This is a genomic window from Amycolatopsis sp. NPDC006125 (assembly GCF_040614195.1).
Taxonomy (GTDB): Bacteria; Actinomycetota; Actinomycetes; order Mycobacteriales; family Pseudonocardiaceae; genus Amycolatopsis_E; species Amycolatopsis_E tucumanensis.
In genome coordinates this window covers 1-24,316 of the sequence record NZ_JBEXTZ010000117.1, presented here as the reverse complement: position 1 = coordinate 24,316, position 24,316 = coordinate 1, and the positions used below count along the sequence as shown (strand labels likewise).

20 protein-coding genes and 1 pseudogene are annotated in these 24,316 nt (G+C 72.4%); 6 read left to right on the top strand and 15 right to left on the bottom strand.

The annotated features are described in order from the left end of the window. Positions 1 to 509: 509 nt before the first annotated feature. Together purU and ABZ193_RS37540 are read right to left on the bottom strand one after the other, a co-directional pair. Positions 510 to 1,358, bottom strand: coding sequence for a formyltetrahydrofolate deformylase (purU, locus tag ABZ193_RS37545; protein WP_237336930.1), 849 nt, complete (start codon positions 1,356 to 1,358; stop codon positions 510 to 512). 10 nt (positions 1,359 to 1,368) lie between these two features. Beyond that, the gene (locus ABZ193_RS37540; protein ID WP_020419949.1) at positions 1,369 to 2,742 is read right to left on the bottom strand and encodes an L-serine ammonia-lyase; all 1,374 of its coding nucleotides are present in this window, start codon (positions 2,740 to 2,742) and stop codon (positions 1,369 to 1,371) included. A 61-nt stretch (positions 2,743 to 2,803) separates the two neighbouring features. Between ABZ193_RS37540 and ABZ193_RS37535 the strand changes: the two genes are divergently transcribed. Then, entirely contained in the window at positions 2,804 to 3,478 is a 675-nt protein-coding gene (locus ABZ193_RS37535; protein WP_354713398.1) for a GntR family transcriptional regulator, read from the top strand. Between the two features lie 5 nt (positions 3,479 to 3,483). Here the strand turns inward: ABZ193_RS37535 and folP are convergent, their stop codons facing one another. Genes folP through glyA form a run of 9 tightly spaced genes read right to left on the bottom strand, consistent with a single transcriptional unit; the run spans position 3,484 to position 14,467 of the window. Further along, positions 3,484 to 4,323 carry a dihydropteroate synthase gene (gene folP, locus ABZ193_RS37530; protein WP_354713397.1) on the bottom strand — a complete coding sequence of 280 codons (840 nt, stop codon included), beginning with the start codon at positions 4,321 to 4,323 and terminating at the stop codon, positions 3,484 to 3,486. 7 nt (positions 4,324 to 4,330) lie between these two features. Continuing rightward, entirely contained in the window at positions 4,331 to 5,170 is an 840-nt protein-coding gene (locus ABZ193_RS37525; protein WP_237336934.1) for a bifunctional 5,10-methylenetetrahydrofolate dehydrogenase/5,10-methenyltetrahydrofolate cyclohydrolase, read from the bottom strand. Further along, positions 5,167 to 5,787, bottom strand: a complete 621-nt coding sequence (locus ABZ193_RS37520; RefSeq protein WP_237336935.1) for a cyclodeaminase/cyclohydrolase family protein — start codon at positions 5,785 to 5,787, stop codon at positions 5,167 to 5,169. Before ABZ193_RS37520 ends, ABZ193_RS37525 begins: the two co-directional genes overlap by 4 nt. A 12-nt stretch (positions 5,788 to 5,799) precedes the next feature. Beyond that, positions 5,800 to 8,265: an FAD-dependent oxidoreductase gene (locus ABZ193_RS37515; protein ID WP_354713395.1), complete on the bottom strand. Its 2,466-nt coding sequence runs from the start codon at positions 8,263 to 8,265 to the stop codon at positions 5,800 to 5,802. Between the two features lie 20 nt (positions 8,266 to 8,285). Continuing rightward, the gene (locus ABZ193_RS37510; RefSeq protein ID WP_354713393.1) at positions 8,286 to 8,873 is read right to left on the bottom strand and encodes a sarcosine oxidase subunit gamma family protein; all 588 of its coding nucleotides are present in this window, start codon (positions 8,871 to 8,873) and stop codon (positions 8,286 to 8,288) included. Further along, positions 8,866 to 11,646, bottom strand: a complete 2,781-nt coding sequence (locus ABZ193_RS37505; protein ID WP_354713391.1) for a 2Fe-2S iron-sulfur cluster-binding protein — start codon at positions 11,644 to 11,646, stop codon at positions 8,866 to 8,868. Before ABZ193_RS37505 ends, ABZ193_RS37510 begins: the two co-directional genes overlap by 8 nt. Continuing rightward, on the bottom strand, positions 11,643 to 11,924 hold the full coding sequence (locus ABZ193_RS37500; RefSeq protein WP_354713389.1) for a sarcosine oxidase subunit delta: 282 nt from the start codon (positions 11,922 to 11,924) through the stop codon (positions 11,643 to 11,645). The genes ABZ193_RS37505 and ABZ193_RS37500 overlap by 4 nt, the downstream gene beginning before the upstream one ends. Before the next feature lie 9 nt (positions 11,925 to 11,933). Then, entirely contained in the window at positions 11,934 to 13,169 is a 1,236-nt protein-coding gene (locus ABZ193_RS37495) for a sarcosine oxidase subunit beta family protein (RefSeq protein ID WP_354713387.1), read from the bottom strand. Further along, positions 13,166 to 14,467 carry a serine hydroxymethyltransferase gene (gene glyA, locus ABZ193_RS37490; protein WP_354713385.1) on the bottom strand — a complete coding sequence of 434 codons (1,302 nt, stop codon included), beginning with the start codon at positions 14,465 to 14,467 and terminating at the stop codon, positions 13,166 to 13,168. The genes ABZ193_RS37495 and glyA overlap by 4 nt, the downstream gene beginning before the upstream one ends. Before the next feature lie 307 nt (positions 14,468 to 14,774). Between glyA and ABZ193_RS37485 the strand changes: the two genes are divergently transcribed. The 3 genes from ABZ193_RS37485 (at position 14,775) to ABZ193_RS37475 (ending at position 18,120) form a co-directional block, all read left to right on the top strand. After that, positions 14,775 to 15,932, top strand: coding sequence for an aromatic ring-hydroxylating dioxygenase subunit alpha (locus ABZ193_RS37485; RefSeq protein WP_354713384.1), 1,158 nt, complete (start codon positions 14,775 to 14,777; stop codon positions 15,930 to 15,932). Positions 15,933 to 16,059: 127 nt separating this feature from the next. After that, the gene (locus ABZ193_RS37480) at positions 16,060 to 17,709 is read left to right on the top strand and encodes a BCCT family transporter (protein WP_237336941.1); all 1,650 of its coding nucleotides are present in this window, start codon (positions 16,060 to 16,062) and stop codon (positions 17,707 to 17,709) included. A 282-nt stretch (positions 17,710 to 17,991) separates the two neighbouring features. After that, complete coding sequence (locus ABZ193_RS37475; protein ID WP_354713382.1) at positions 17,992 to 18,120, top strand: hypothetical protein; 129 nt, start codon at positions 17,992 to 17,994, stop codon at positions 18,118 to 18,120. Here the strand turns inward: ABZ193_RS37475 and ABZ193_RS37470 are convergent, their stop codons facing one another. From ABZ193_RS37470 to ABZ193_RS37460, 3 genes are read right to left on the bottom strand one after another with little or no spacing between them, the layout of a single operon-like run. Further along, entirely contained in the window at positions 18,121 to 19,833 is a 1,713-nt protein-coding gene (locus tag ABZ193_RS37470) for an ABC transporter ATP-binding protein (RefSeq protein WP_354713381.1), read from the bottom strand. It lies immediately after the preceding gene. Next, the gene (locus ABZ193_RS37465) at positions 19,830 to 21,554 is read right to left on the bottom strand and encodes an ABC transporter ATP-binding protein (protein ID WP_354713379.1); all 1,725 of its coding nucleotides are present in this window, start codon (positions 21,552 to 21,554) and stop codon (positions 19,830 to 19,832) included. The genes ABZ193_RS37470 and ABZ193_RS37465 overlap by 4 nt, the downstream gene beginning before the upstream one ends. Further along, positions 21,551 to 22,507: an alpha/beta hydrolase gene (locus ABZ193_RS37460; RefSeq protein ID WP_354713377.1), complete on the bottom strand. Its 957-nt coding sequence runs from the start codon at positions 22,505 to 22,507 to the stop codon at positions 21,551 to 21,553. The genes ABZ193_RS37465 and ABZ193_RS37460 overlap by 4 nt, the downstream gene beginning before the upstream one ends. A gap of 69 nt (positions 22,508 to 22,576) precedes the next feature. On the opposite strand from ABZ193_RS37460, the gene ABZ193_RS37455 reads away from it, so the two are divergent. Then, positions 22,577 to 23,125 (top strand): TetR/AcrR family transcriptional regulator, encoded by a 549-nt coding sequence (locus ABZ193_RS37455; RefSeq protein WP_020419932.1) that lies wholly within the window; start codon positions 22,577 to 22,579, stop codon positions 23,123 to 23,125. Between the two features lie 110 nt (positions 23,126 to 23,235). Here the strand turns inward: ABZ193_RS37455 and ABZ193_RS37450 are convergent, their stop codons facing one another. Next, positions 23,236 to 23,886, bottom strand: coding sequence for a cutinase family protein (locus ABZ193_RS37450; protein ID WP_020419931.1), 651 nt, complete (start codon positions 23,884 to 23,886; stop codon positions 23,236 to 23,238). A 197-nt stretch (positions 23,887 to 24,083) separates the two neighbouring features. On the opposite strand from ABZ193_RS37450, the pseudogene ABZ193_RS37445 reads away from it, so the two are divergent. Next, positions 24,084 to 24,316 (top strand): annotated as a pseudogene (locus ABZ193_RS37445) (glycosyltransferase family 2 protein); the annotation flags it as partial.

Sequence of the window (24,316 nt, the reverse complement as noted above, 5' to 3'; positions counted from 1 at the left end):
GAGTGCTGGGGGCAGCGCCGCGGCCCGGCATGCCGGGCCCGCGTGCGTGGCGCTGCGGGCCAGGTGTCCCCTCCGCTCGGAGCAGTCGGGTCGCGGCAGGGGTTGCTGTTGTCGTTGGGGGGTATGGGCCGTCCACAGTGCACGGCCCGGTCGGTCCGCGGGCGCCGGGGGTTGACCATGCGTCGGCGGAGTGTTGGGGGCAGCGCCGTGGCCCGGCGGCGGTCCCGCGTGTGCGGTACCGGGCCAGGTATCCGCTCCGGACGCAGCCGGGCCGCGGCAGGGGTTGCTGTTGCCGTTGAGTGGTATGGGCCGTCCACAGTGCACGAACCGGTCGGTCCGCGGACGCCGGGAGATGACCTTGTGCCGGCGGATTGCTGGGGGCCGCGCCGCGGGCCGGGTGTCCACTCCGCACGGAGCAGCCGGGCCGCGGGCGCGCGGCAGGGGATGCTGTTGCCGTTGAGCAGTACGGTGCGTCCACACTGCACGGAGGGGTCCACAGGCACCGCGGGTCAGGGGAAGACCACGGTGCTGTTGCCGTTGAGCAGGACGCGGCGTTCGCAGTGCCAGCGGACCGCCCGGGAGAGCGCCAGCGCCTCCGCGTCGCGGCCTACCGTTTGCAGTGCGCGCGGATCATAGGTGTGGTCGATGCGGATGACCTCCTGCTCGATGATCGGCCCCTCGTCCAGGTCGGGCGTCACGTAGTGCGCCGTCGCGCCGACGAGCTTCACTCCCCGGTCGTAGGCCTGGTGGTAGGGCTTCGCGCCCTTGAACCCGGGCAGGAACGAGTGGTGGATGTTGATCGCCCGGCCGTGCAGCGCCTTGCACAGCTGGTCGGACAGCACCTGCATGTACCGGGCGAGCACCACCAGCTCCGCCTCGTACTCCTCCACCACCTCCAGCAGCCGCGCCTCGGCCTGGGGCTTGGTCTCCGGCGTCACCGGGATGTGCAGGAACGGCAGCCCGGCCGCCTCCGCCATCGGGCGCAGATCGTCGTGATTGGACACCACCGCGACGATGTCGGCGCCCAGACTGCCCGCGCGCCAGCGGAAGATCAGGTCGTTGAGGCAGTGGCCCTGCTTGGACACCATCACCAGGACACGCGCGTTGCGGTCCGGGTGGAACGCGTACGACATGGCGAAGTCCGCGGCGACCGGTTCGAAACCGCGGGACAGCTCGCCGAGGTCCACGTCCGCGTCGGTGGTGACCTTGGTGCGCAGGAACAGCCGCTTGCGCACCGGGTCGTCGAACTGCTGGTACTCCTCGATGTTGCCGCCGTGCTCGACGAGGTAGGCGCTGACGGCGTGGACGATCCCGGTCCGGTTCGGGCAGTCCAGGGTGAGCGTGAACGAGCGCGTCATCGATGTCTCCTCAGCATTCCACGATGTTGAGAGCCAGCCCGCCGCGGGCGGTCTCCTTGTACTTGTCCTTCATGTCGGCGCCGGTCTCGCGCATCGTCTTGATGGCCTTGTCCAGCGACACGTGGTGGCGGCCGTCGCCGCGCACCGCCATCCGGGCGGCGGTGATCGCCTTGACCGAGGCGATCGCGTTGCGCTCGATGCACGGGATCTGCACGAGCCCGCCGACCGGATCGCAGGTCAGGCCGAGGTTGTGCTCGATGCCGATCTCGGCCGCGTTCTCCACCTGCTCCGGGGTACCGCCGATGATCTCCGCCAGACCGGCCGCGGCCATCGAGCACGCGGACCCGACCTCGCCCTGGCACCCGACCTCGGCGCCGGAGATCGAGGCGTTCTCCTTGAACAGCGACCCGATCGCCCCGGCGGTGAGCAGGAACCGCACGGCCGCGTCGTCGTCGAAGGCGGGCAGGAACTTCTCCGCGTAGTGCAGCACCGCGGGCACGATCCCGGCCGCGCCGTTGGTCGGCGCGGTGACCACCCGGCCACCCGCCGCGTTCTCCTCGTTCACCGCGAGCGCGAACAGGGTGACCCACTCCATGGCGTGCAGCGCGTCCGGCTCGCCCGAGTCGCGTTCCAGCCGTTCCCGCAGGTCGTTGGCGCGCCGGCGCACCTTCAGCCCGCCCGGCAGCACGCCGCCGGTGTGCGTGCCGCGGTGCACGCACTCGCGCATCACCGACCAGATCCGCAGCAGCCCGGCGCGGATCTCCGCCTCGCCGCGCCAGGACAACTCGTTGGCCAGCATCAGGTCGCTGATGCGCAGGCCCGTTTCGCGCGTGTGGGCAAGCAGTCCGTCGGCGGTGGTGAACGGGTAGCGCACCGGGGTGGGATCGGGCACCAGCGCCCGGCGGCCGGTTTCGTCCTGGTCGAGCACGAACCCGCCGCCGACCGAGTAGTACTCGCGCCGGTCGAGCACCTCGCCGTCGTCGCCGAAGGCGGTGAACACCATGCCGTTGCTGTGGAAGTCCAGCCGCTTCCGGCGGTGGAGCACGATGTCGTCGTCGACGGCGAAGGCGATCCGGTGCTTGCCGAGCAGCGAGATCGCGCCGTCCGCCCGGGCCGCGGTCACCGCGGGCTCGGCGGCGACCGGGTCGACCAGGTGCGGCTGCTCCCCGGTCAGCCCCAGCACGACGGCCTTGACGCTGCCGTGCCCGTGCCCGGTCGCGCCCAGCGAGCCGAACAGCTCGCAGCGCAGCCCCGCCGTGCGCGGCAGGAGCCCGGTGTCCGCCAGGCGGGAGGCGAACAGGTACGCGGCCCGCATCGGGCCGACCGTGTGCGAACTGGACGGACCGATGCCGACCTTGAAGAGGTCGAAGACGGAGACCGTCATGGTCCCTCCTGATGTAGGGTTGATATACCAGAGTGGCGGATCGTGGTTTTCAGCGGAGAGGATGGCGTTCGTGACCGTTCGACAGCAGGAACTCGAGGGGCCGCCGGTCTCCCTGGCCGAGCGCGCCTACGCGGCCATCCAGGACCGGCTGATCATGCTGGACATCCCGCCGATGGCGCCGATCGACGACACCGCGCTGGCCGCGTCGCTCGGGCTCGGCCGCACGCCGGTGCGGGAGGCGCTCAAACGCCTGGAGGTCGACCGGCTGGTCGTGTCCTACCCGCGGCGCGGCACGTTCGCCACCGGCGTCGACATCACCGACCTGGCCTACATCTCGGAGATCCGCGTCCAGCTGGAACCCCTCGCCGCCCGGCGCGCCGCCGAGACCGCCGGACCGGGCGTGAAGTCCGAGCTCGCCGAACTCGCCGACGAGGTCGCCGACCTGGACGTGCGGGCGCTCGAACGCACCGAGCTGATGCGCTGCGACCTGCGGGTGCACCGCGCGATCTACCGTGCGGCGGGCAACCCGCACCTGGAGGACACGCTGGTCCGCTACGACAACCTGGCGACCCGCATCTTCTGCCTGTTCCTGGACCGGATGCCGCACTTCGACCGGCACGTCGGCGAGCACACCGCCCTGCTGCGCGCGATCGCCGAAGGTGACGCGGACACCGCGGCCGAGCTGGCCCTCGTGCACGTCACCGGCTTCGAGAAGGCGATCCGCGCGATCATCTGACCGGTTCACGGCAGCGCCTCCAGGACCGCGAGGCCGTCGCGCGTGGCGGCGACGTCGTGCACCCGCACGATCTTCGCGCCGCGCTGCGCGGCCAGGACCGCGGCGGTCACCGACGCGACCGTGCGCTGCCCGACCGGACGGCCGGTGAGCCGGCCGAGCATCGCCTTGCGGGACAGGCCCACCATGAGCGGCACCCCGAGCGCGCGGAACTCCGGCAGCGCGCCGAGCAGGGCCAGGTTGTGCTCCAGCGTCTTGCCGAAGCCGAACCCGGGATCGGCGATCAGGTGCTCCGCCGGGATGCCGGCCGCCAGGCAGGTCTTGATGCGGGCGCGCAGGAAGTCCCGCACCTCGGCGACCACGTCGGTGTAGCGCGGATCGCGCTGCATCAGGTGCGGGGGCCGGAGCATGTGGGTCAGGCACACCGGCACCCCGAGCTCGGCCGCGGCCCGCAGGGCGCCGGGGTGCCGCAGCGCGCGCACGTCGTTGATCATCGCGGCCCCGGCGTCCACCGCGGCACGCATCACCTCGGGGCGGGACGTGTCGACCGAGATCGGCACGTCCACCACGCGGGCCAGCCGGGCGATCACCGGCACCACCCGGTCCAGCTCCTCGTCCAGGGTGGGCGGACGGGCGCCGGGCCGGGTGGACTCGCCGCCCACGTCGAGCAGGTCGGCTCCCTCGGCCGCCAGCCGTTCCCCGTGCTCGACCGCGGCCGCGTGGGAGTGGAAGAGACCGCCGTCGGAGAACGAATCCGGCGTCACGTTCACGATGCCGCAGACCAGGGTGCGTGGCTCGGTCAGCAGCTCCGGCACCGGTGTCCGGACGGCGAGGGGGTTCCCGGTCATGACTGTCCTAACGGGACGCGGCGGTGATGGTGTGCCGGAGCAGCAGCGCGGTGGTCACCGGGCCGACCCCGCCCGGCACGGGTGTCAGCGCCGCGACCCGCCCGGACAGCGACCGCGCGTCGGCGTCACCGGCGAGGCCGCCGTCCGGGGTTGGGTTGGTGCCCACGTCGACGACCACCGCGTGCGGGGCGACGTGCTCGGCGGTGATCAGCCCGGCCCGGCCGACGGCCACCACGAGGACGTCGGCCTCCCGGGTGGACGCGGCGAGGTCCGCGGTGTGGCGGTGGCAGATCGTCACGGTCGCGTCCCTGGCCAGCAGCAGCTGCGCCGCGGGCTTGCCGACCACGGTGGAGCGCCCGACCACCACGGCGCGGCGCCCGGCCAGGGGCACCTCGTAGTGGTCGAGCAGCGCCAGCACCGCCGCGGCCGTCGCCGGCGGGTGCGCGGGCAGGCCGGCGGTGAGACGGCCGAGCGACAGCGGGTTGGCGCCGTCCACGTCCTTGGCCGGGTCGATCGCGGTGGCCAGCTCCTCCAGCCGGGCGCCGCCGGGCAGCGGGGTCTGCAGGATGATCCCGTGCACCGCCGGATCGGCGCTCAGCCGCTCCAGCTCGGCGGTGATGCCGGCCGGGGTGGCGGCCGCGCCGAGGTCCACGACATCGCACTGCACACCGCTGCGGGCCGCGGTCTTCGCGATCGAGCGCACGTACCAGGCGCTGGACTCGTCGTCGGTGGCGACCACGACGGCCAGGCGGGGGTGCACGCCCCGCTCGGACAGGGCCGCGGCGTCAGCCGAGACCCCGTCCCGGATCTGCCTGCCCAGCTCGGTTCCACTGAGGACGGCGGTCATCGCGTGATCTGCTTCCGCACGGCGGTGGTCACGTCGTCGGCGCGGGCGATCGCCTGGTCCACGGTGGCGATCGCCGCGGTCAGCTCGTCGCGGGCCGGGCCCTCGCCGATGCCGGACAGGTTGATCTCGACGTTCACCCTGGCCGTGGACAGCGCCGCCCGCGCCGCGTCGGCCGCCGCGGCGACGTCGCTGATCACGTTGCGGTTGCCGATCGGCTGCAGCCGTTCGGTGAGGTTGACGATCTGCTTGGCGACCGCGATGACGCGGGCCGGGACCCGGCCGGCCTCCACCAGTGCCGCGCCGATCGCCCGCGACCGGGCCACCTTCTCGCGCTCGGTGGATTTCGGGAGGGCGTAGGCGCGGGTGACGGCCTGGAACGCGGCGGCGTCCTTCTCGGCCAGCGCCAGCGCGAGGGTGCGCAGGTCGTCGGCGTTGGCCCGGATCTGCGTGATCGCGTCGGCGTCCTGCCGGTACTTCTCGCCGTCGCTGTACCGGGCCACCATCGCGACCAGCGCCGCGCCCTGGGCGGCGTGCAGCGCGGCGGTGGCGCCGCCGCCCGGGGCGGGCACCCGGGCGGCGAGCGCGTCGAGGAACGCTTCGAGGGTCAGTGTGCGCATCGGTGTCCGTCCTCAGCGCCGGATGCGCAGCATCTCGGGGTCGACCAGGGGTTCGGTGGCCACGGTGGCGCGCACCCGGCGGCCGAAGTAGCCGATCTCGACCGGCGTGCCCGGGGTCGCGGCGGCGGGCAGCCACGCGTAGGCGATCGGCACGCCCAGGGTGTGCGCGAACGCGGCCGAGGTGACGTACCCGGCGGGCTCGCCGTCGAGGAACACCGGCTCGGAGCCGAGCACCACGCTGCGGCCGTCGTCGATCGTCAGGCAGGACAGCCGGCGCGTCACCGTCTCGTCGGTGACCTCGGCGATCGCGTCCCGGCCGACGAAGTCGCCCTTCTGCTTGCGCACCGCGAACCCGAGCCCGGCCTCGTACGGATTGTGCTCGGTGGTCATGTCCGTGCCCCACGACCGGTAGCCCTTCTCCAGCCGCAGGCTGTTGAACGCGGCGCGGCCCGCGGCCACCACCCCGAGCGGGCGGCCTGCCTCGAACAGCACGTCCCACAACCGCTGCCCGTACTCGGCGCTGGTGTAGATCTCCCAGCCGAGTTCGCCCACATAGGACAGTCGCATCGCGGTGACCGGGATCCCCGCGATGTGCGCGGGCATGCAGCGGAAGTACTTCAGCGCCTCGTGCGAGAAGTCGTCCCGGCTCAGCGGCTGGACGAGATCGCGCGCCAGCGGACCCCACACGCCGATGCAGCAGGTGCCGCCGGTGATGTCGCGGACCTGCACGTCCCCGCCCGCCTCGGACCGGAAGTAGGCCAGGTCGAGGTTGCCGTTCGCGCCGACCTGGAAGCGGTCCTCGCCCAGCCGGGCCACCGTCAGGTCGCTGCGGATCCCGCCGGCCTCGTCCAGCGCGAGCGTGTAGGTCACCGAGCCGACCGACTTGTCCATCTTGCCGGTGGTGAGCCGGTCCAGGAACGCCAGCGCGCCCGGCCCGGACACCTCCAGGCGCTTGAGCGGGGTCATGTCGTAGAGGGCGACCGCGGTGCGGGTCTTCCACGCCTCGGCCGCGGCGATCGGGGAGTGGAACATCGCCGACCACGCGTCCCGCGACGGCGGCTGCCACTCCGGCGGCAGGTCCTTGACCAGGTGCGCGTTCGACTCGTACCAGTGCGGCCGCTCCCAGCCGTGCGCCTCCAGGAAGAACGCGCCGAGCTCCTTCTGCCGCGCGTGGAACGGGCTCACCCGCAGGTCGCGCGGCGACAGCTTCGGCTGCAGCGGGTGCACCACGTCGTAGATCTCCACGAAGTTGCGCTGCGCGGTCTCGTCGACGTAGGCCTCGGTGGTCTCGATCTCGTCGAACCGGTGCACGTCGCAGCCGTGCAGGGCGATCTCGCTGCGGCCGTCGACCAGCAGCTGCGCGACCGAGCGCGCCACGCCGGAGGAGTGCGTCACCCAGACCGCCTCGGCGATCCAGAACCCGGCGACGTCGGGCGACTCGCCGATCAGCGGGCCGCCGTCCGGGGTGAAGGAGAAGATCCCGTTGAACCCGGTCTCGATCTTCGCCGACCGCAGCGACGGCAGCAGCTGCCTGCTGTGCTCCCAGGAGGGCGCGAAGTCCTCCTCGGTGAACGGCAGCATCGACGGCATCGCCGCCTCGGTGAGGTCGTCGTCGGAGACCTCGGGCAGGTCGGACAGGCGCACCGGCATCGGGCGGTGCGCGTAGGAGCCGATGCCGAGGCAGTCGACGTGCTCGCGGTAGTACAGGTCGCGGTCCTGGTGACGCAGGATCGGCAGCCCGGCCTCGGTCAGCTCGTCGTTGCGCCCCACCAGGTCCGCGACCTGGCCGGTGCGCACGTACTGGTGCGCCAGCGGCAGCAGCGGCACCCGCATGCCGACCATCTCGCCGATCGCCTGGCCCCAGAACCCGGCGCAGGACACCACGATGTCGGCGGGGAAGTCGCCGGCGGTGGTGCGCACGCCGGTGACCCGTCCGCCGGTGTGGGAGATGCCGGTGACCCGGACGCTGCCGCGGAACTCGGCGCCGCGGGATTCGGCGCGCCGCCGCAGGGCCACCACGGCGCGCGCGGCCTTGGCGAGGCCGTCGGTCGGGGTGTGGAACCCGCCGAGGACCTGCTCGGGGTCCAGCAGCGGGTGCAGCCGCACGCACTCCTCGGGGCCGACGACCTCGCCGGGCACGCCCCACGAGGTGGCCCAGCCCTGCTTGCGGTGCAGGTCGGCCAGGCGCTCCGGGGTGGTGGCGACCTCCAGGCCGCCGACCTGGTTGAAGCACCAGGCGCCGTCCACGTCCAGGCTCTTGAGCTTGTTCACCGTGTAGGTGGCGAACTCGGTCATCGTCTTCGACGGGTTCGTCTGGTACACCAGGCCCGGCGCGTGCGAGGTCGAGCCGCCGGTCAGCGGGAGCGGACCCTGGTCGAGGACCGTGATCCGGGTCCACCCGCGCTCGGTCAGCTCGTCGGCCAGGTTCGCGCCGACGATGCCGGCGCCGATGATGACAACCCGGGGTGTGGTGCTCATCGTGGTCTCCTGTCTGTGGTCTACGAGGTGGCCCCGGCGGGCTGGAACTCCAGCGCCGCGTCGAGGAGCCAGTCGGCGAGGTATCCGGCGAACGAGGGCCGCACGAACACGCGGAAGTCCTCGCCCGCGCCGAGCGCGAGCAGCAGCACCGGGGCCTGCCCGAGTGTCGTCTGCGCGGCGCTTCCGGCGGGGAACGCCAGCGGGTGCAGGTCGAGCGAGCAGCCGGTGGCCAGGACGTCCCGCGCGTGCCGTCCGCTGACGCGGATTCCGGTGCGCTGCGCGGAAACGTCGGTGGCGGCCCCGCCGCGCGGCCGCACCACGGCGCCCAGCCGCGCCTCCAGCTCGTGCCCTTGCCCGGCGGTGCTGGTGACCAGCCACTCGTCCGGGCCGAGCCAGACGATCTGCCCGTCGGCGGCGTAGACCCAGGTGTTGGGCTCGGTGGGCAGCGGGGTGCCGAGCACGTCGGCCGGCGGCGTGACGCGCAGGTCGACCGCGGCCACCGGCGGCTCGGCCTCCAGGTTCAGGCCGGTCGCGTTGCGCGAGGCGGCGGCCAGCGACGGGATCCACTGCTGCAGCGGATGCGTGGGGTAGAGGCGCGGGTCAGCCATCGCGGCGTGCTCCTTCCGGGTCGACCAGCACGATCCCGCCGATCTCGGCGGGCACCAGGGCGCCGTCGACCGGGACGTGGACGGTGTCGCCGATGCGCGCCTGCCCGCCCTTGACCAGGGCCAGCGCGAACGGGCGGCCCAGCTCGGCGCTGTGGTAGCTGGAGGTGACGTGGCCGAGCATCGGCACCGGCGGCGGGGGCAGGGTGCCGTCCGGGCGGAACTCCACGACCTGGGAGCCCTCCGGCAGCTTGGTCCGCGCGTCGGCGGGCAGGAGCGACACCAGCTGCTTGCGCAGCGGGTTGGTGTTCTCCGGGCGGGTGAACGAGCGCTTGCCGACGAAGTCCCGCTTCTTCTTCGACACCGCCCAGCCCAGGCCGAGGTCGTGCGGGCTGACGGTGCCGTCGGTGTCCTGCCCGACGATCGGGTAGCCCTTCTCCGCGCGCAGCACGTGCATGGTTTCCGTGCCGTACGGGGTGATGTTCCAGCGCGCGCCTGCCGAGAGCAGGCGCAGCCACATCGCCCTGGCGTACCAGGAGTTCACGTTGACCTCGAAGGCCAGCTCACCGGAGAACGAGATGCGGGCGATGCGCACCGGCACGCCGTCGACCTCGGTGTCCTGCCAGGACATGAACGGGAACGCCTCGTTGGACACGTCCAGGTGCGGGAACGCCGCGGCGATCACGTCGCGGGACCGGGGCCCGACGACCGGGAACACTGACCACTGCTCGGTCACCGACGTCAGGTGCACGCGCAGGTCCGGCCACTCGGTCTGCAGCCACTCCTCCATCCAGTCCAGCACGCGCGCCGCGCCGCCGGTGGTGGTGACGACCAGGAACCGGTCCTCGGCCAGCCGCAGCACCGTGCCGTCGTCGAACACCATGCCGTCGCTGCCGCACATGACGCCGTAGCGCACGCGCCCGACCTTCAGGGTGCTCATCATGTTGGTGTAGAGCCGGTCGAGCAGCTCGGCGGCGTCCGGGCCCTGCACGTCGATCTTGCCCAGGGTGGAGCCGTCCAGGATGCCGACCCCGCCGCGGACCGCGGCGCACTCGCGCAGCACGGCGGCGTCCATGTTCTCGTGCGGCGCCGGGTAGTAGCGGGCCCGCTTCCACTGCCCGACGTCCTCGAACACCGCCCCCGCCGCGACGTGCCAGCTGTGCAGCGAGGTGATCCGCTCGGGGTCGAACAGCTTCCCGCGCTCCCGCCCGGCCAGCGCGGCGAACGCCACCGGGGTGTAGGGCGGGCGGAACGTCGTGGTGCCGGTGTCCTCGACCGGTTTGCCGAGCAGCTCGGCGACGATGCCGGAGGCGATCACCCCGGAGGTCTTGCCCTGGTCGTGTGCGGTGCCGATGGTGGTGTAGCGCTTGATGTGCTCGACCGACCGCAGCCCGGCGCCGACCGCGCGCTCGATGTCGGCGACCGTCGCATCGCGCTGGATGTCCACGAACTGGCGGGCCGGGTCGCCTTCGGTGCGCCACAGCACCAGCGGCGGCGTGGTCTCCGGCTCCGCGGGCGTGGCTGGTGCGTCGTCCCCGGCGCCGTCGCGCAGGCACCCGGCGAGGTCGAACGTGCCGTTCGCGGCGCCGATCACCGACACCCCGGGGATCGGCTCGGCCGGGCGGAACGCGCCCAGCGCCGGGTCGTACCGCAACGCGCCGCGGACGTGGCTGAACAGGTGCGCGGCGGGGTTCCAGCCGCCGGAGGTCAGCAGCAGGTCGCACGGCAGCGACTCGGCCTTGCCCGCGGTGACCGTGTCCACGCCGGTGATCCGGACGTCGCCGGTGGTGCCGACGACGGCGCTGCCCGGCCGCACGGCGATCGACCGTTCCCGGCACAGCGCGGCCCAGTGCTCCGGCGCGCTCGGGCGGGCGTCGAGGACGGTGACCCGCGCCCCGGCGTGCTCCAGATCCAGCGCGGCGGCGTAGGCGGAGTCGTTGGTGGTGAACACGACGACCTCGCGTCCGGCGAGCACCCCGTAGCGGTGCAGGTAGTCACGCGCCGCGGAGGCGAGCATGATGCCCGGCCGGTCGTTGTCGGCGAACACCACCGGCCGCTCGTGCGCGCCGGTCGCGACCACGACGTGCCGCGCGCGGATCCGGTGCACCCGCTGGCGCGAGAGGTTGCGCGGCGCGGCGGTGCCGAGGTGGTCGGTGCGCCGCTCCAGCGCCAGCACGAACCCGTCGTCGTACTGCCCGAACGCCGTGGTGCGCTGCAGGTGCAGCACCTCCGGGGCGGCGGCCAGCTCGGCCACCACCTCGGCGACGAACTCGCGCGACGGCCGCCCGTCGATCACCTCGGTGCCGGTCAGCGAGCCACCCGCGTCGGCCCGGTCGTCGACGAGCACGACCCGCTCCCCGCGCCGTGCGGCGGACCGCGCGGCCAGCAACCCGGCCGGGCCCGCCCCGACGACGAGCGTGTCGCAGTGCGTGTGCTTGCGGTCGTAGCGGGCGGTGTCGGCCACCTCGGCGAGCCGACCCTGCCCGGCAAGCCCGCGCGCGACGAGCCCGTCGGTCAGCTCGACGGTCGCGGCGAGCAGCATCGGCTCCGGGAACGGCTCCTCGATCTGCACCAGCCCGGTCGGGTCCTCGACCCACGCCGCGCCGATCCCGCGCGGGCGGCCGAACTTCACGCTCGTGCCCACCGCGTGCACGCCGTGGGCGAGCAGCGCCGAGGCCAGCGTGTCGCCCGGGTGGCCGGTGTAGGTGACCCCGTCGAAGGTGAACCCGACGGTCCGGGTGCGGTCGATCCGGCCATAACCCTTGATGCGGCTCATGACGCCACCTCCGGTGCGGACTGGCCCATCGGGTACACGGCCAGGAACTGGTAGGTCCGGGTGTCGCGGACCGCGTTGAACCAGCGACGGCAGCCGGCCGCGTGGCTCCAGCGTTCGGCGAACGGGCCCTTGGGGTTGTCGCGGAAGAAGACGAAGTGCGCCCACTCCTCGTCGGACAACGCGGCGGGGTCGTCCGGGTAGGCGAGGTGGGCCTGGCCGCCGTAGTGGAACTCCACTTCCTCGCGCGGCCCGCACCACGGGCAGGTGATGAGTTGCATGCGTGGCTCCTAGTGGGCGACGGCGGCGGCGCCGTGCTCGTCGACGAGCGCGCCGGTGACGAAGCGGTCCAGGCCGAACGGCTCGACGTACGGGTGCGGCTCGCCGTTGGCGATCGTGTCGGCCAGGCACCAGCCCAGGCCCGGGGTGGCCTTGAACCCGCCGGTGCCCCAGCCGCAGTTGAGGTAGACGTTGTCGTAGGGCGTGCGGCCGACGATCGGCGAGGCGTCCGGCGTGACGTCCACGATCCCGGCCCAGCTGCGCAGCAGGTGCGCCCGGGCGAACACGGGGAACAGCTCCACCGCGGCCGCCATCTGCCGCTCGATGATGTGGAAGGCGCCGCGCTGGCCGTACCCGTTGTAGGAGTCCACGCCCGCGCCCATCACCAGTTCGCCCTTGTGCGCCTGGGACACGTAGACGTGCACGGCGTTGGACATCACGATCGTCGGGTGCACCGGCTCCAGCAGCTCCGACACCAGGGCCTGCAGCGGGTGCGACTGCAGCGGCGCCCGCACGCCGAGCTGGTCCAGCAGCACCGAGGTGTGCCCGGCCGCGCACAGCGCGACGGTGCCGCAGGCGATGTCGCCGCGGCTGGTCCGCACCCCGGTCACCCGGTCACCGTCCACAGTGAACCCGGTGACCTCGCAGTCCTGGATCAGGTCGATCCCGGCCTCGTCGGCCCGGCGGGCGAAACCCCATGCGACGTAGTCGTGCTTGGCGATGCCCGCGCGCGGCTGGTACGTCGCGCCCAGCACCGGGTACCGGATGTCGCTGGAGACGTTGACGATCGGGCAGACCTTGGCGACCTCGTCGGGGGAGAGCCACTCGGCGTCGATGCCGTTGAGCTTGTTGGCCTCCACCCGCCGCACGCTGTCGCGCACGTCCTGCTCGGTGTGCGCCAGGTTCAGCACGCCGCGCTGGGAGAACAGGATCGGGTAGCCCAGGTCGTCTTCGAGGCCCTCCCACAGCTTCAGGGCGTGCTCGTAGATCGCCGCGGAGCCGTCCCACAGGTAGTTGGAGCGGATCAGCGTGGTGTTGCGGGCCATGTTCCCGCCGGCCAGCCAGCCGCGCTCCAGGACCGCGACGTTGGTGATGCCGTGGTTGCGCGCCAGGTAGTGCGCGGTGGCCAGGCCGTGCCCGCCGCCGCCGACGATCACGACGTCGTAGCCGCGCTTCGGTTCCGGGTTACGCCACAGGAAGTCCGGGTGGTCGGGCAGGTGCGCGCCGGGGGGCTGGGGGGTGGTCATGCCGTCAGCTCCGGGTAGAGGGGGTGGCGGGCGGTGAGGTCGGCGACGCGGGCGGAGAGCTTGTCCAGGTCGGCGGCGGAGGCGTCCGGGCGCAGGGCCAGCGCGGCGATGTCGGCGACCTCGGCGAAGTCGTCGGGGCCGAACCCGCGCGCGGCCAGCGCGGGCGTGCCGAACCGCAGGCCGGAGCTGATCATCGGCGGGCGCGGGTCGAACGGGACGGCGTTGCGGTTGACCGTGATCCCGACCTCGTGCAGCCGGTCCTCGGCCTGCTTTCCGTCCAATTCGGACTCCCGCAGGTCGGCCAGCACCAGGTGCACGTCGGTGCCGCCGGTCAGCACCCCGACCCCGGTCTCGCGCAGGAACCGGTCGGCGAGGATCTTCGCGCCCTGCAGGGTGCGTTCCTGGCGCTCGCGGAACTCCGGCTCGGCGGCCAGCTTGAACGCCACGGCCTTGCCCGCGATGACGTGCTCCAGCGGCCCGCCCTGCTGACCGGGGAACACGCTGCTGTTGAGCTTCTTCGCCAGCGACCGCTCGGCCAGGATCACGCCGCCGCGCGGCCCGCCGAGCGTCTTGTGCGTGGTCGAGGTGACGACGTGCGCGTGCGGCACGGGGGAGGGGTGCAGGCCCGCCGCGACCAGGCCGGCGAAGTGCGCCATGTCGACCATCAGGTACGCGCCGACCTCGTCGGCGATCCGGCGGAACGCGGCGAAGTCCAGGTGCCGCGGGTAGGCCGACCAGCCTGCGACGATCAGCTTCGGCCTGCGCTCCCGAGCCAGCCGCTCGACCTCGTCCATGTCGACGCGGTGGTCCTCGGGGCGCACGTGGTAGGCGGCCACGTCGTAGAGGCGGCCGGAGAAGTTGAGCTTCATCCCGTGCGTCAGGTGCCCGCCGTGCGCGAGGTCCAGGCCGAGGATCGTGTCGCCGGGCTCCAGCAGCGCGGCCATGGCGGCGGCGTTGGCCTGTGCGCCGGAGTGCGGCTGCACGTTGGCGTACTCCGCGCCGAAGAGCGCCTTGAGCCGGTCGATGGCCAGCGTCTCGATCTCGTCGACGTGTTCGCAGCCCCCGTAGTAGCGGCGGCCGGCGTAGCCCTCGGCGTACTTGTTGGTCAGCACCGACCCCTGCGCCTGCATCACCGCCAGCGGCGCGAAGTTCTCGCTCGCGATCATCTCCAGGGTGTCGCGCTGGCGGCCGAGTTCGCGGCCGATCGCCGCGTGCACCTCCGGATCGGTTTGGAGCAGGGAACGCCCGAGCACGCGCTGGGGGCTGAGTGCGCCAGCGCGGCCGATGGCCACCGACATGCTGCCTCCCGGTCTCATACCTCTGTTCGCCGACTGATATATCAACTGGCCGCCACGCTACGGCTCGGCGTCCGGCGGGGTCAAGAGCCGATTCCGGCGAACCTTTGTTACTCGTGAGTCCCTTGTGTCGCAGGGATTCGGCCCCTCGTGTTGCCGTCAGGAAAACTCCGCGCCATCCCCGGTTCAGGTCTTGACAGACCCGGCGCGCAGGCCGCACTGTGGTCCGCGTCGCAGTTGCACATCACGCAGGTGTTGCGGAAGAAGCAACAACCAGTCCCCGGTCACTCACACCACCACGGAGCGTTCGTTGACCGAGAACACCACCACCGCGCCGTCCACCGACCAGCCCGAGCTCCCGTCGAGCCTGATCCCCACACTCGGCGGGATCACCTACACCGACGAGACGATCTTCGCGCTGGAGCAGGAGAAGATCTTCGAGCAGATGTGGTTCTGCGCGGTCCGCGGCGCGGACCTGCCGCAACCCGGAAACTTCCGCACCGTGCAGATCGGCCGCGAGAGCGTGCTGGTGACCCGGTCGCGCGACGGCGCCCTGCGGGCCTTCCTCAACATCTGCCGCCACCGCGGCGCGCGCCTGTGCGTGGAAGAGAGCGGCACGGTCAAGCGGAACTTCCAGTGCCCCTACCACGCGTGGACCTACGGCCTGGACGGCAAGCTCGTCGCGGCGCCGAACCTGACCTCGATGCCGGACATCGACCGCACCGAGTACGGCCTCAAGCCGGTGCACCTGCGGGAGTGGCTCGGCTACGCGTGGCTGTGCCTGGCCGAGGAGCCGCCGTCCTTCGAAGAGACGGTGCAGGCGGACGTGGCGGGCCGGCTCGGGCAGCTCGACGCGATCGGCAACTACGGCATCGACGAGCTGGCCCTGGGCAGGCGGATCACCTACGACGTCAAGGCCAACTGGAAGCTCATCATCGAGAACTTCATGGAGTGCTACCACTGCGCGACGATCCACCCCGAGCTGACCGAGGTGCTGCCGGAGTTCGCCGACGGCTACGCCGCGCAGTACTACGTGGGCCACGGCGCGGAGTTCGGCGAGGACGTCAGCGGGTTCACCGTGGACGGCAGCGCCGGGTTCGACCGGCTCGGCGGGGTGGACGAGCACCAGGACCGCCGCTACTACGCGATCACCGTGCGGCCGCAGGTGTTCGTCAACCTCGTGCCCGACCACGTGATCATCCACCGGATGTTCCCGATGGCGGTCGACCGCACGATCGTCGAATGCGACTGGCTCTACGCCCGCGAAGTGGTGGACTCCGGCCGCGACGTGTCACACTCGGTCGAGCTGTTCCACCGCGTGAACCAGCAGGACTTCGACGCCTGCGAGCGCTGCCAGCCCGCGATGTCCTCGCGCGCCTACGCCCGCGGCGGGGTCCTGGTGCCGTCCGAACACCACATCGGCGAATTCCACCAGTGGGTCGAGCGGACACTGGCCGGCGGGCGGTGACGCGGTGACCATCTCGCAGAGCGCAGGGGGGCAGCCGGACAACCAACTCGAGCAAGAGGCGGTGAGCGTCGTGCCCAGCACGGAAGCAACGACCCGGAAACCCGCGGAACCCAGAGCGCGCGGCGGGATGGATCGCGTGGTGTTCGTCGTCGCGGCGGTGGTCGCGGCGGCGTTCCTCGCCTGGGGCGTGTTCGCCACCGACAACCTCTCCAGCGTGTCCGCGGGGGTGCTGGACTGGCTGATCCGGAACACCGGCTGGGCGTTCCTGCTGGCCGCGACGGGGTTCGTCCTGTTCGCGATCTGGCTGGCGTTCAGCCGGTACGGCAAGATCCCGCTCGGCCACGACGGCGAGCGGCCGGAGTTCCGCACGGTGTCGTGGATCGCGATGATGTTCAGCGCCGGCATGGGCATCGGGCTCATGTTCTACGGGGTCGCCGAACCGTTGTCGCACTTCGTGGAGCCGCCGCCGGGCACGGTCGCGGGCAGCACCGACGCGGCGGTGGAGACCGCGATGGCGACGTCGCTGTTCCACTGGGCCATCCACCCGTGGTCGATGTACGCGGTGGTGGGGCTCGCCATCGCCTACGGCACCTTCCGGCGCGGCCGCAAACAGCTGATCAGCTCGGCGTTCGCGCCGCTGTTCGGTGAGCGGGTGAGCGAGGGGCCGCTGGGCAGGCTCATCGACATCCTGGCGATCTTCGCGACGCTGTTCGGGTCCGCCGCGTCGCTCGGACTGGGCGCGTTGCAGATCGGCAGCGGGCTCGTGCAGCGGGGCTGGCTGTCGGACAACCCGGGCACCGGCCTGCTCATCGGTGTGATCGCCGTGCTGACGGTGGCGTTCGTCGCCTCCGCGGTGTCCGGGGTGGCGAAGGGCATCCAGTGGCTGTCCAACATCAACATGGTGCTGGCCGCCGTGCTCGCGGTGTTCGTGTTCGTGGTCGGGCCGACGATCTTCATCCTCAACCTGGTGCCCTCGACGATCGGCGACTACTTCCGCGAGATGGGCGAGATGATCTCGCGGTCGGGCGCCTCCGGCGGCGAGAACATGGAGAGCTGGCTGTCCTCGTGGACGATCTTCTACTGGGCGTGGTGGATCTCGTGGACGCCGTTCGTGGGCATGTTCATCGCGCGGATCAGCCGCGGCCGCACGATCAAGCAGTTCGTGGTCGGCGTGATCCTCGTTCCGTCCGTGGTGAGCCTGGTGTGGTTCAGCATCATGGGCGGTACGGCGATCACGCTCCAGCGGAGTGGGACGGATCTGGCGAGCGCGGGCAGCGCGCAGTCGCAGATGTTCGGGGTGCTCGACCAGTTCCCGCTGGCCGCCGTGGCGAGCGTGCTGGTGATGGTGCTGGTGGCGATCTTCTTCGTCTCCGGCGCGGACGCCGCGTCGCTGGTGATGGGGTCGATGTCGCAACGCGGCGCGATCGAGCCGAAGCGGTGGCTGGTGGTGTTCTGGGGCGTGGCGACCGGGGGCGTGGCCGCGGTGATGCTGCTGGTCGGCGGAGGTGGCGACGAGGCGCTCACCGGGCTGCAGAACCTGACGATCATCGCGGCGGCGCCGTTCGCGCTGGTGATGGTGGTGCTGTGCGTGGCGCTCGCGAAGGACCTCCGCAGCGACCCGATGATCCGGCGGGAGGAGAAGAGCGCGGAGATCGTGGAGCAGGCGGTGCTGACCGGAAACCGCCACTACGACGGCGACTTCTGCCTGCAGGTGGCCCCCACGGGCGAAGGGCTGCCCGAGAGCAACGGCCAAGCACCGGCGAAGAAGGTGGAGTGAGGACCGGGCGCCGGGCGAGTTGCGTCGGAGGTCGCCACGGGCACTGCGGAACGAGAACTCGGTGCGATCCGGAAGGGGACGCTGATCCGCCGGGCCGATGGCGCCGACACCACCGATGAGAACATCGAACCAACGGGCCGTGGGCGGCATCCGATCCTGTTGTACCTCCATGGTGGCGGGTTCAGCAGCGGCCGCGCCGCCTCGCCATCGCCGGCGACTCGGCGGGCGCCGATCTCGGCGCCCGCCGTTGCCGCGGAACGCCTTGCGGCCCGCCTGGAGGATGTGTCGACAGAGCACGTGCTCACCACCGTGGACGGGTTGCCGCACGCCTTCCTCACGGCCGAGCAGTGCCATCCCTCCGTTCCGGCCGTGATACACGAGATGATCGACTTCCTGGTCGACCGCGTCTGATCAGTCGTTCGCCGGCTCAAGGGACAGCTGCCAGAACCGCGCGTACCGGCCGCCGCGGGACAGGAGCTCCTCGTGCGTGCCCTGCTCGGTGATCCGGCCGTTGTCCAGGAAGACGATGTGGTCGGCGCTCCGGACGGTGCGCAGCCGGTGCGCCACCATCACCACCGTGCGGCCCGCCATCAACCGCTCGATTCCCTCGTGCACCGCGGATTCGTTCGCCGGGTCCAGCGCCGACGTCACCTCGTCCAGCAGCACCACCGAGGCGTCCTTCAGCAGCGCCCTGGCGATCGACACGCGCTGGCGTTCGCCGCCGGAGAGCAGGGCTCCGCCTTCGCCGACGGTGGCCGACCAGCCGCCGGGCAGGCGGTCGATCACCTCGTCCAGCCGGGCCGCCGTCGCCGCGGCGCGGACCTCCGCGGGCGTCGCGCCGGGGCGGCCGAGCCGCACGTTCTCCTCGATCGTGCCGTCGAACAGGTACACGTCCTGGAACACGATGGCGATCCGCGACATCAGATCCGCCGCCGCCATCGCCCGCACGTCCACGCCGCCGATCCGCACCGCGCCGGCGTCCACGTCGTAGAACCGCGCGATCAGCTGCAGCAGGGTGCTCTTCCCGGCACCGGACGGGCCGGCCACCGCGAGCCGCTGACCCTCCGCAATGGACAGTGACACGCCGTCGACCACCGTGCGGTCGCCGTGCCGGAAGGTGACCCCGTCGAACTCCAGGTCGTGCCGCGCCGGCGTCACCGGGTCGGCCGGTTCCGGCAGCGGCTCGGTGCGCAACACCGCGTCGAGCCTGGCCAGCTCCGCACGGGCGCCGCGCAGCTTGCCCCCGGTCTCGGCCAGCGACAGCAACGGATCCGCGCACCGGGCCGCCAGCACGAGGATCGACAACACCTCCGCCGCCCCGACGCCCGCGCCGAGCGCGAGGGCCGCGCCCAGCACCAGCAGCGCGGTGAACACCGCCTGCACCACGAGCGTCAGGCCGACCGCGCCCGGAAGCGCCGACAACGTGGCCCGCCGCGACGCCCGCTGCACGTTCCGCAGCGAGTCGTCCAGCAGCCGGAACCGTTCTGCGGTCCGGCCGCCCGCCCGCAGCACCGGCTGCGTCTGGAGGAACTCGATCACCCGCGCCGTGGCCTGCTGGTCGCGCTCGTGGCGTTCGGCGTCCGCGGCCGCCGTGGCCCGTCCCGCCCACACCTGGACCGCCACCACCAGCGGCGCGGCCGCCAGCGCGGCCAGCCCCAGCCGCCAGTCGAACGCGATCATCACCGCGACGATCGTCAGCGGTGTCACACAAGCCGAGACGAACGGCGCCAGCAGGTGCGCGATGACGCTCATCGCCTGCAGCACGCCGCGGCTGGCCAGCACGGACACCTCGCCGACCCGCCCGGCGCTGTACCAGCCCAGCGGCAGCCGGGCCAGGTGGTCGCCGAGCCGGTGGTACATCCCGCGCAACAACGTGGTGCCCACGCGAAAACCGGACAGATCGCTGGCGTACCGCAGCACCCCGTACACCACTACCGCGGCGCCGAACGCGATCAGCCACGGCCACACCTCGCCGGGGGCGGGTCCGAACAGCGCCCGCAGCACCGGCACCAGCAGGGCGTAGGACAGGCCCTCGGCGACCGCGGTGGTGGTCATCAGAGCGACGGTGCGCCGGACCGGCCGGGCGTGTTCGTGGCCGAGCACGCGCAGCAGCGTGGTGATCATCGTGGTTCCTCTCCCCGGGCGCGCCAGAACGCGGCGAACTTCCCGTTGCCGGCGAGCAGTTCGGCGGGACGGCCGCGTTCGGCGATCGACCCGTTTTCGAGCAGGACGACGGTGTCGGCGTCGGCGACGGTCTCCAGCCGGTGGGCGATGACCAGGATCGTCCGGTCGCCCATCAGCGTGGCCAGCGCCCCGCGCACCGCGTGTTCGGTCTGCGGGTCGGCGAAGGCGGTGGCCTCGTCCAGCACCAGGACGGGCGCGTCGGCGAGCAGCGCGCGGGCGATGGCGATCCGCTGCGCCTCCCCGCCGGACAGGCTCGCCTCCTCGCCGAGCACGGTCTCGTACCCGCGTGGCAGTTCGAGGATCCGGTCGTGGATGTTCGCCAGGCGAGCGGCACGGACGACGTCCTCGTGCGCGGCCCGCGGCACCGCCAGCGCGATGTTGTCCGCGACCGAGGCGCGCAGCAACGACGTCTCCTGGAAGACGAACGACACCGTCCGGTAGAGCCGGTCGCTGCCGATCTCCCGCAGGTCGACGCCGCCGAGCGTGACCGAACCGGCGTCCGGGTCGAAGAACCGCGGCAGCAACTGGACCAAAGTGGACTTCCCGCTGCCGGACGGCCCGACGAGCGCGGTGACCATGCCCGGTTCGAGCACCAGGTCGACGCCGCGCAGCACCTCGTGCCCCTCGGTGTACCCGAATCGGACGCCACGCAGCTCGACGCGGTGCCCGTCGGGCTCGGCCGGGTGCGCGGGCTCGGGCAGCGGCGGCACCGCCAGCACCTCGCGGATCCGGCCGACCGCGCGACCGGCGGCCTGCAGGTCGTCGAAGCCGTGTCCGAGGGCCGCCACCGGGGCGGTCAGGCCGAGGCCGAGCAGCACGAAGGGCAGCAGGTCGGCCGGGGCGAGGCTGCCGGACGTGATCAGGGCGGCCCCGCCGATCAACACCACCACCAGCACGAACGGCGGTGACAACGCCAGCTGCATCCCGGCCGCGATGCCGGACATGCCGCGCACCCAGCGGAGGAAGGTGCCGACGAAGTCGTCGGTGGCGGTGCGGAACCTCCGGTGCGCACGCTCGGACCCGCCGAACGCCTTGACCACCGCGATACCGCGCACGAACTCGACGACGGAGCTCGCGATCCGGCCCATGGCCGCGTCGAACTCCTGCTGCTCGCGCTGCCGGGCGGCGGTCATCATCAGCGGGACCAGCGCTATCGCCAGCACCACGGGCACCAGCGTGATCAGGGTGAGCCGCCAGTCGATCGTCACCAGGTAGGCCAGCGACACCAGCGGCACGACGAACGCGGAGACCAGCTCGCCCGGGGTGTGGGCGATGACCGGGTGCACGGCGCTGACGTCGTCGCCGACCACCTTGGCCAGCTCGCCGGTGCGGCGGCGGGCGAACCAGCCGATCGGCACGCGGCCCAGCCGCTCGGCCAGCAGGCGGCGGAAGGACAGCTGCACCCGGTCGTCCAGGACGTGCCCCACTCCGGCCGACGCGGCGGTGAACAGCATCCGGACGAGCAGGCCGGCCGCGCCCAGCGCGACGACCGTCCACACGCGACTCTCGCCGGCCGGTTCCGGGGACAGCAGCGTGCGGCCCAGTTCGACGACCGCGAGCAGCGGCGCCAGGCCGGCGACCGCGCCGATCACCTGCAGCACCACCACGGCAGCGAAACCTCCGGCGTGCGGCCGCAGCAGGCGTCCGAGACTTTCCGTCATCGCGTCTCCAGTGCCGCCACGAGATGCCCGGCGAGGAAGGCGGTGATCTCCGCGCGGGCGGGCTTCGCCTGGGGGACAAGGCCGGGCATGCTGAGGAACGCGTGTGGCGCCCCGCGGTGTGCGGCGAGTTCGGCGGGGGTGCCGGCGTGGCGCAGCCGCTCGGCGTACCGGCGGCCGTGGTCGGCGAGCGGGTCGAGCGTGGGCACCACGACGAGCGCCGGGGCCAGCCCGCCGAGGTCGTCCGCCCGCAGCGGCGACAGCGGGAGCGGATCTGTCCCGGGTGGTGCGGCCAGGCGGTGGAACAGCCGCATCTGCTCGATCGTCAGCATCGGGCTCTGCGCGTGTTCGGTCATGGAGGGGTGGTCGTAGGCGGTCTCGGTCAGGTCGAGCGCCGGGTTGACCAGCACCTGGGCGCGCAGCCGCAGGCCGGTGTCGCGGGCGCGGATCGCGGACAGCGCGGCGATCAGCCCGCCGGTGCTCTCGCCGAACACCGCGATGCGCGCCGGGTCGCCCCAGGTGCCGACTTGCTGGAGCACGTCCCAGGCGTCCTCGGCGGCCGCGGTCAGCGGGGTGCCCGGGGCGAGGAGGCGGTGCTCGACCGAGACGACGACGGCCGGCAGCCGGGCGGCGAGGTGGCTGTTGACCCAGTCGCACTGCACGGCCGTGCCGGTGAAGCCGCCGCCGTGCACGTGAATCACGACCGGCAGGTTCTCGCCGTGCCGCGGCCGGTGGACGCGGACCCGGATGGTGCGGCCGGGGGCTGTCACGTCCTGCCACTCGATCGTCGCGCCGCGGTCCGGGCGCCCGGTGATCAGCCGCGCCAGCCGGGAGGCGCGCTTGCGGTTGGTGCGCTCGCTGAAGGCGGCCAGTTCCGCGTCGGTCATCGCGGCCCAGTCCGGCTCCTTGGCGAGCGTGTGCAGCAGCCGGATGCCCGGCGGTGGTCGGTCGGCCATGTCCCCTCCTCGGATTACGCTACTGGCGGTAGCGATACCGATGGTAGCGGAATTGGCTAGGGTGTCGCCATGAGCTCCGCCAAATCGCCCGGCCGCCCCCGCGCCGGCATCGACGCCGAGGTCTTCGCCGCGACGCTGCGAACGGTCCACGAACTGGGCTACGCGGGCGCGACGATGGACCGCATCGCGGCGGCGGCGGGCGTCGCGAAGACGACGATCTACCGCCGGTGGCCGTCGAAGGGCGCGTTGATCACGGACTGCCTGGTGCACGCGTTCGGCCCGGTGCCGCTGGAGGGCGAGGGCCGGCAGGAGGTGCTGACCCGCGCGGTGCACTGGGCCGCGGCGAAGATCGCCGAGCCCGGGGTGGGCGCGGCGTTCGCAGGGGTGTTCGTGGACGCGGTGAACGACCCGGCGCTGCGCGAGGTCCTGACGACGCGGTTGCAGGACCCGTACCGCGTGGTGCTGCAGGACGCGCTGGGGGAGCCGGAGAACCGGGTGCTGCTGTTCATCGACGTGGTGGTCGGCACGCTGCTGCACCGGATGGGCATCACGGGCGGCCCCATGGCGGAGGCGGATGTGGCCGCGCTGGCGGAGATGGTGGTGCACCAGTTCCGCTGACGCGGGCGGGCCGCGCCCCTTCGCTACGCTCAGCGCCCCTGTCGGATACAACCGTTGACGTGCGGCGGCCCCGGGCCGATCCACCCAGGCCCGGGGTCACCGACTGGCGATCAGGGGATGTAGACCCCGTTGAACCACTGCCCGCTCGCGTCGTCGGAGTAGGCGTCCACGTTGAAGTTGTAGTTGCCGTGCCTGCCTTCCCACAGGTACCCGGGCAGGCCGGACGCCGCGTTGGCGTCGCAGATGATGTCGTCCGTGCAGAGCGTCAGGGTCGGGATGTCGCCGAAGAAGTCGTCCGCTCCGGCGAGCGGCGCGCCGACCACCGGCGCGACCAGCGGGTGCGCCGCGGCGCCCGCGTTGCCCGGGCCCGCCGCCCGCTTCGGGTCGGCGATCAGCACGGCGTTCACGTCGTCGATGGTCGGCCAGTTCTCGGTCACCCAGGTGTGCACGACGGCCGCGCCGAGCGAGAACCCGACGGCCTTCACGTGCTGCCCGGGGCAGACGTTGCGCTGGTCGCGGATCAGCCGGTTCAGCTCGTTGACGCCCTGCCGCGCGTTGATGCCGACCGGGATCGCCGGGTAGCCGACGCGCTGGCTGATGTTGCCCTGCCAGTACGGGTCGTCGGAGTCGTTGTCGCCAGTCCCGCCGACGACGATGGTGTAGGTCCCCTCGCACGGGGCGGCCTGCGCGGCGGGCGAGGCCACCAGGTACGCCGTCGCCGCGACCGCCAGTCCGGTCAGCAGTGCCGCGATCTTCTTCATCGAACCCTCCCGGTTCGTGTGGACGAAATCCCGGCGAACGGTAGGGGCGGGCGATGAAAGACCGGTGAAACCGCGTTTCACCGGTGACCCACCCATGCGGCCGGGTCCCCGGATGCCGTGACCCGCACCGGGTCGTGAACTGGTTTGATGGTGACGGACATCGTCTCGATCTGGGGGATCCGTTGCCGAAGGTCAGTGTGATCACGGCCGTCCACGACGGGGGACACCACTTCCTGCGGGAGGCCTACACCTCGCTGTGCGACCAGGAACTGCCGCCCGGCTGGGAGTGGGAGTGGTGCCTGCAGGAGGACGGCGACAGCGGCGTGGTGGACTGCCTGCCGCCCGATGAGCGCGTCTTGCCCGGTTCCGGGCTGCCCGGCCGCGCCGCGGTCGCGCGCACGATGGCGCTGGCGCGGGCGACCGGCTCGGT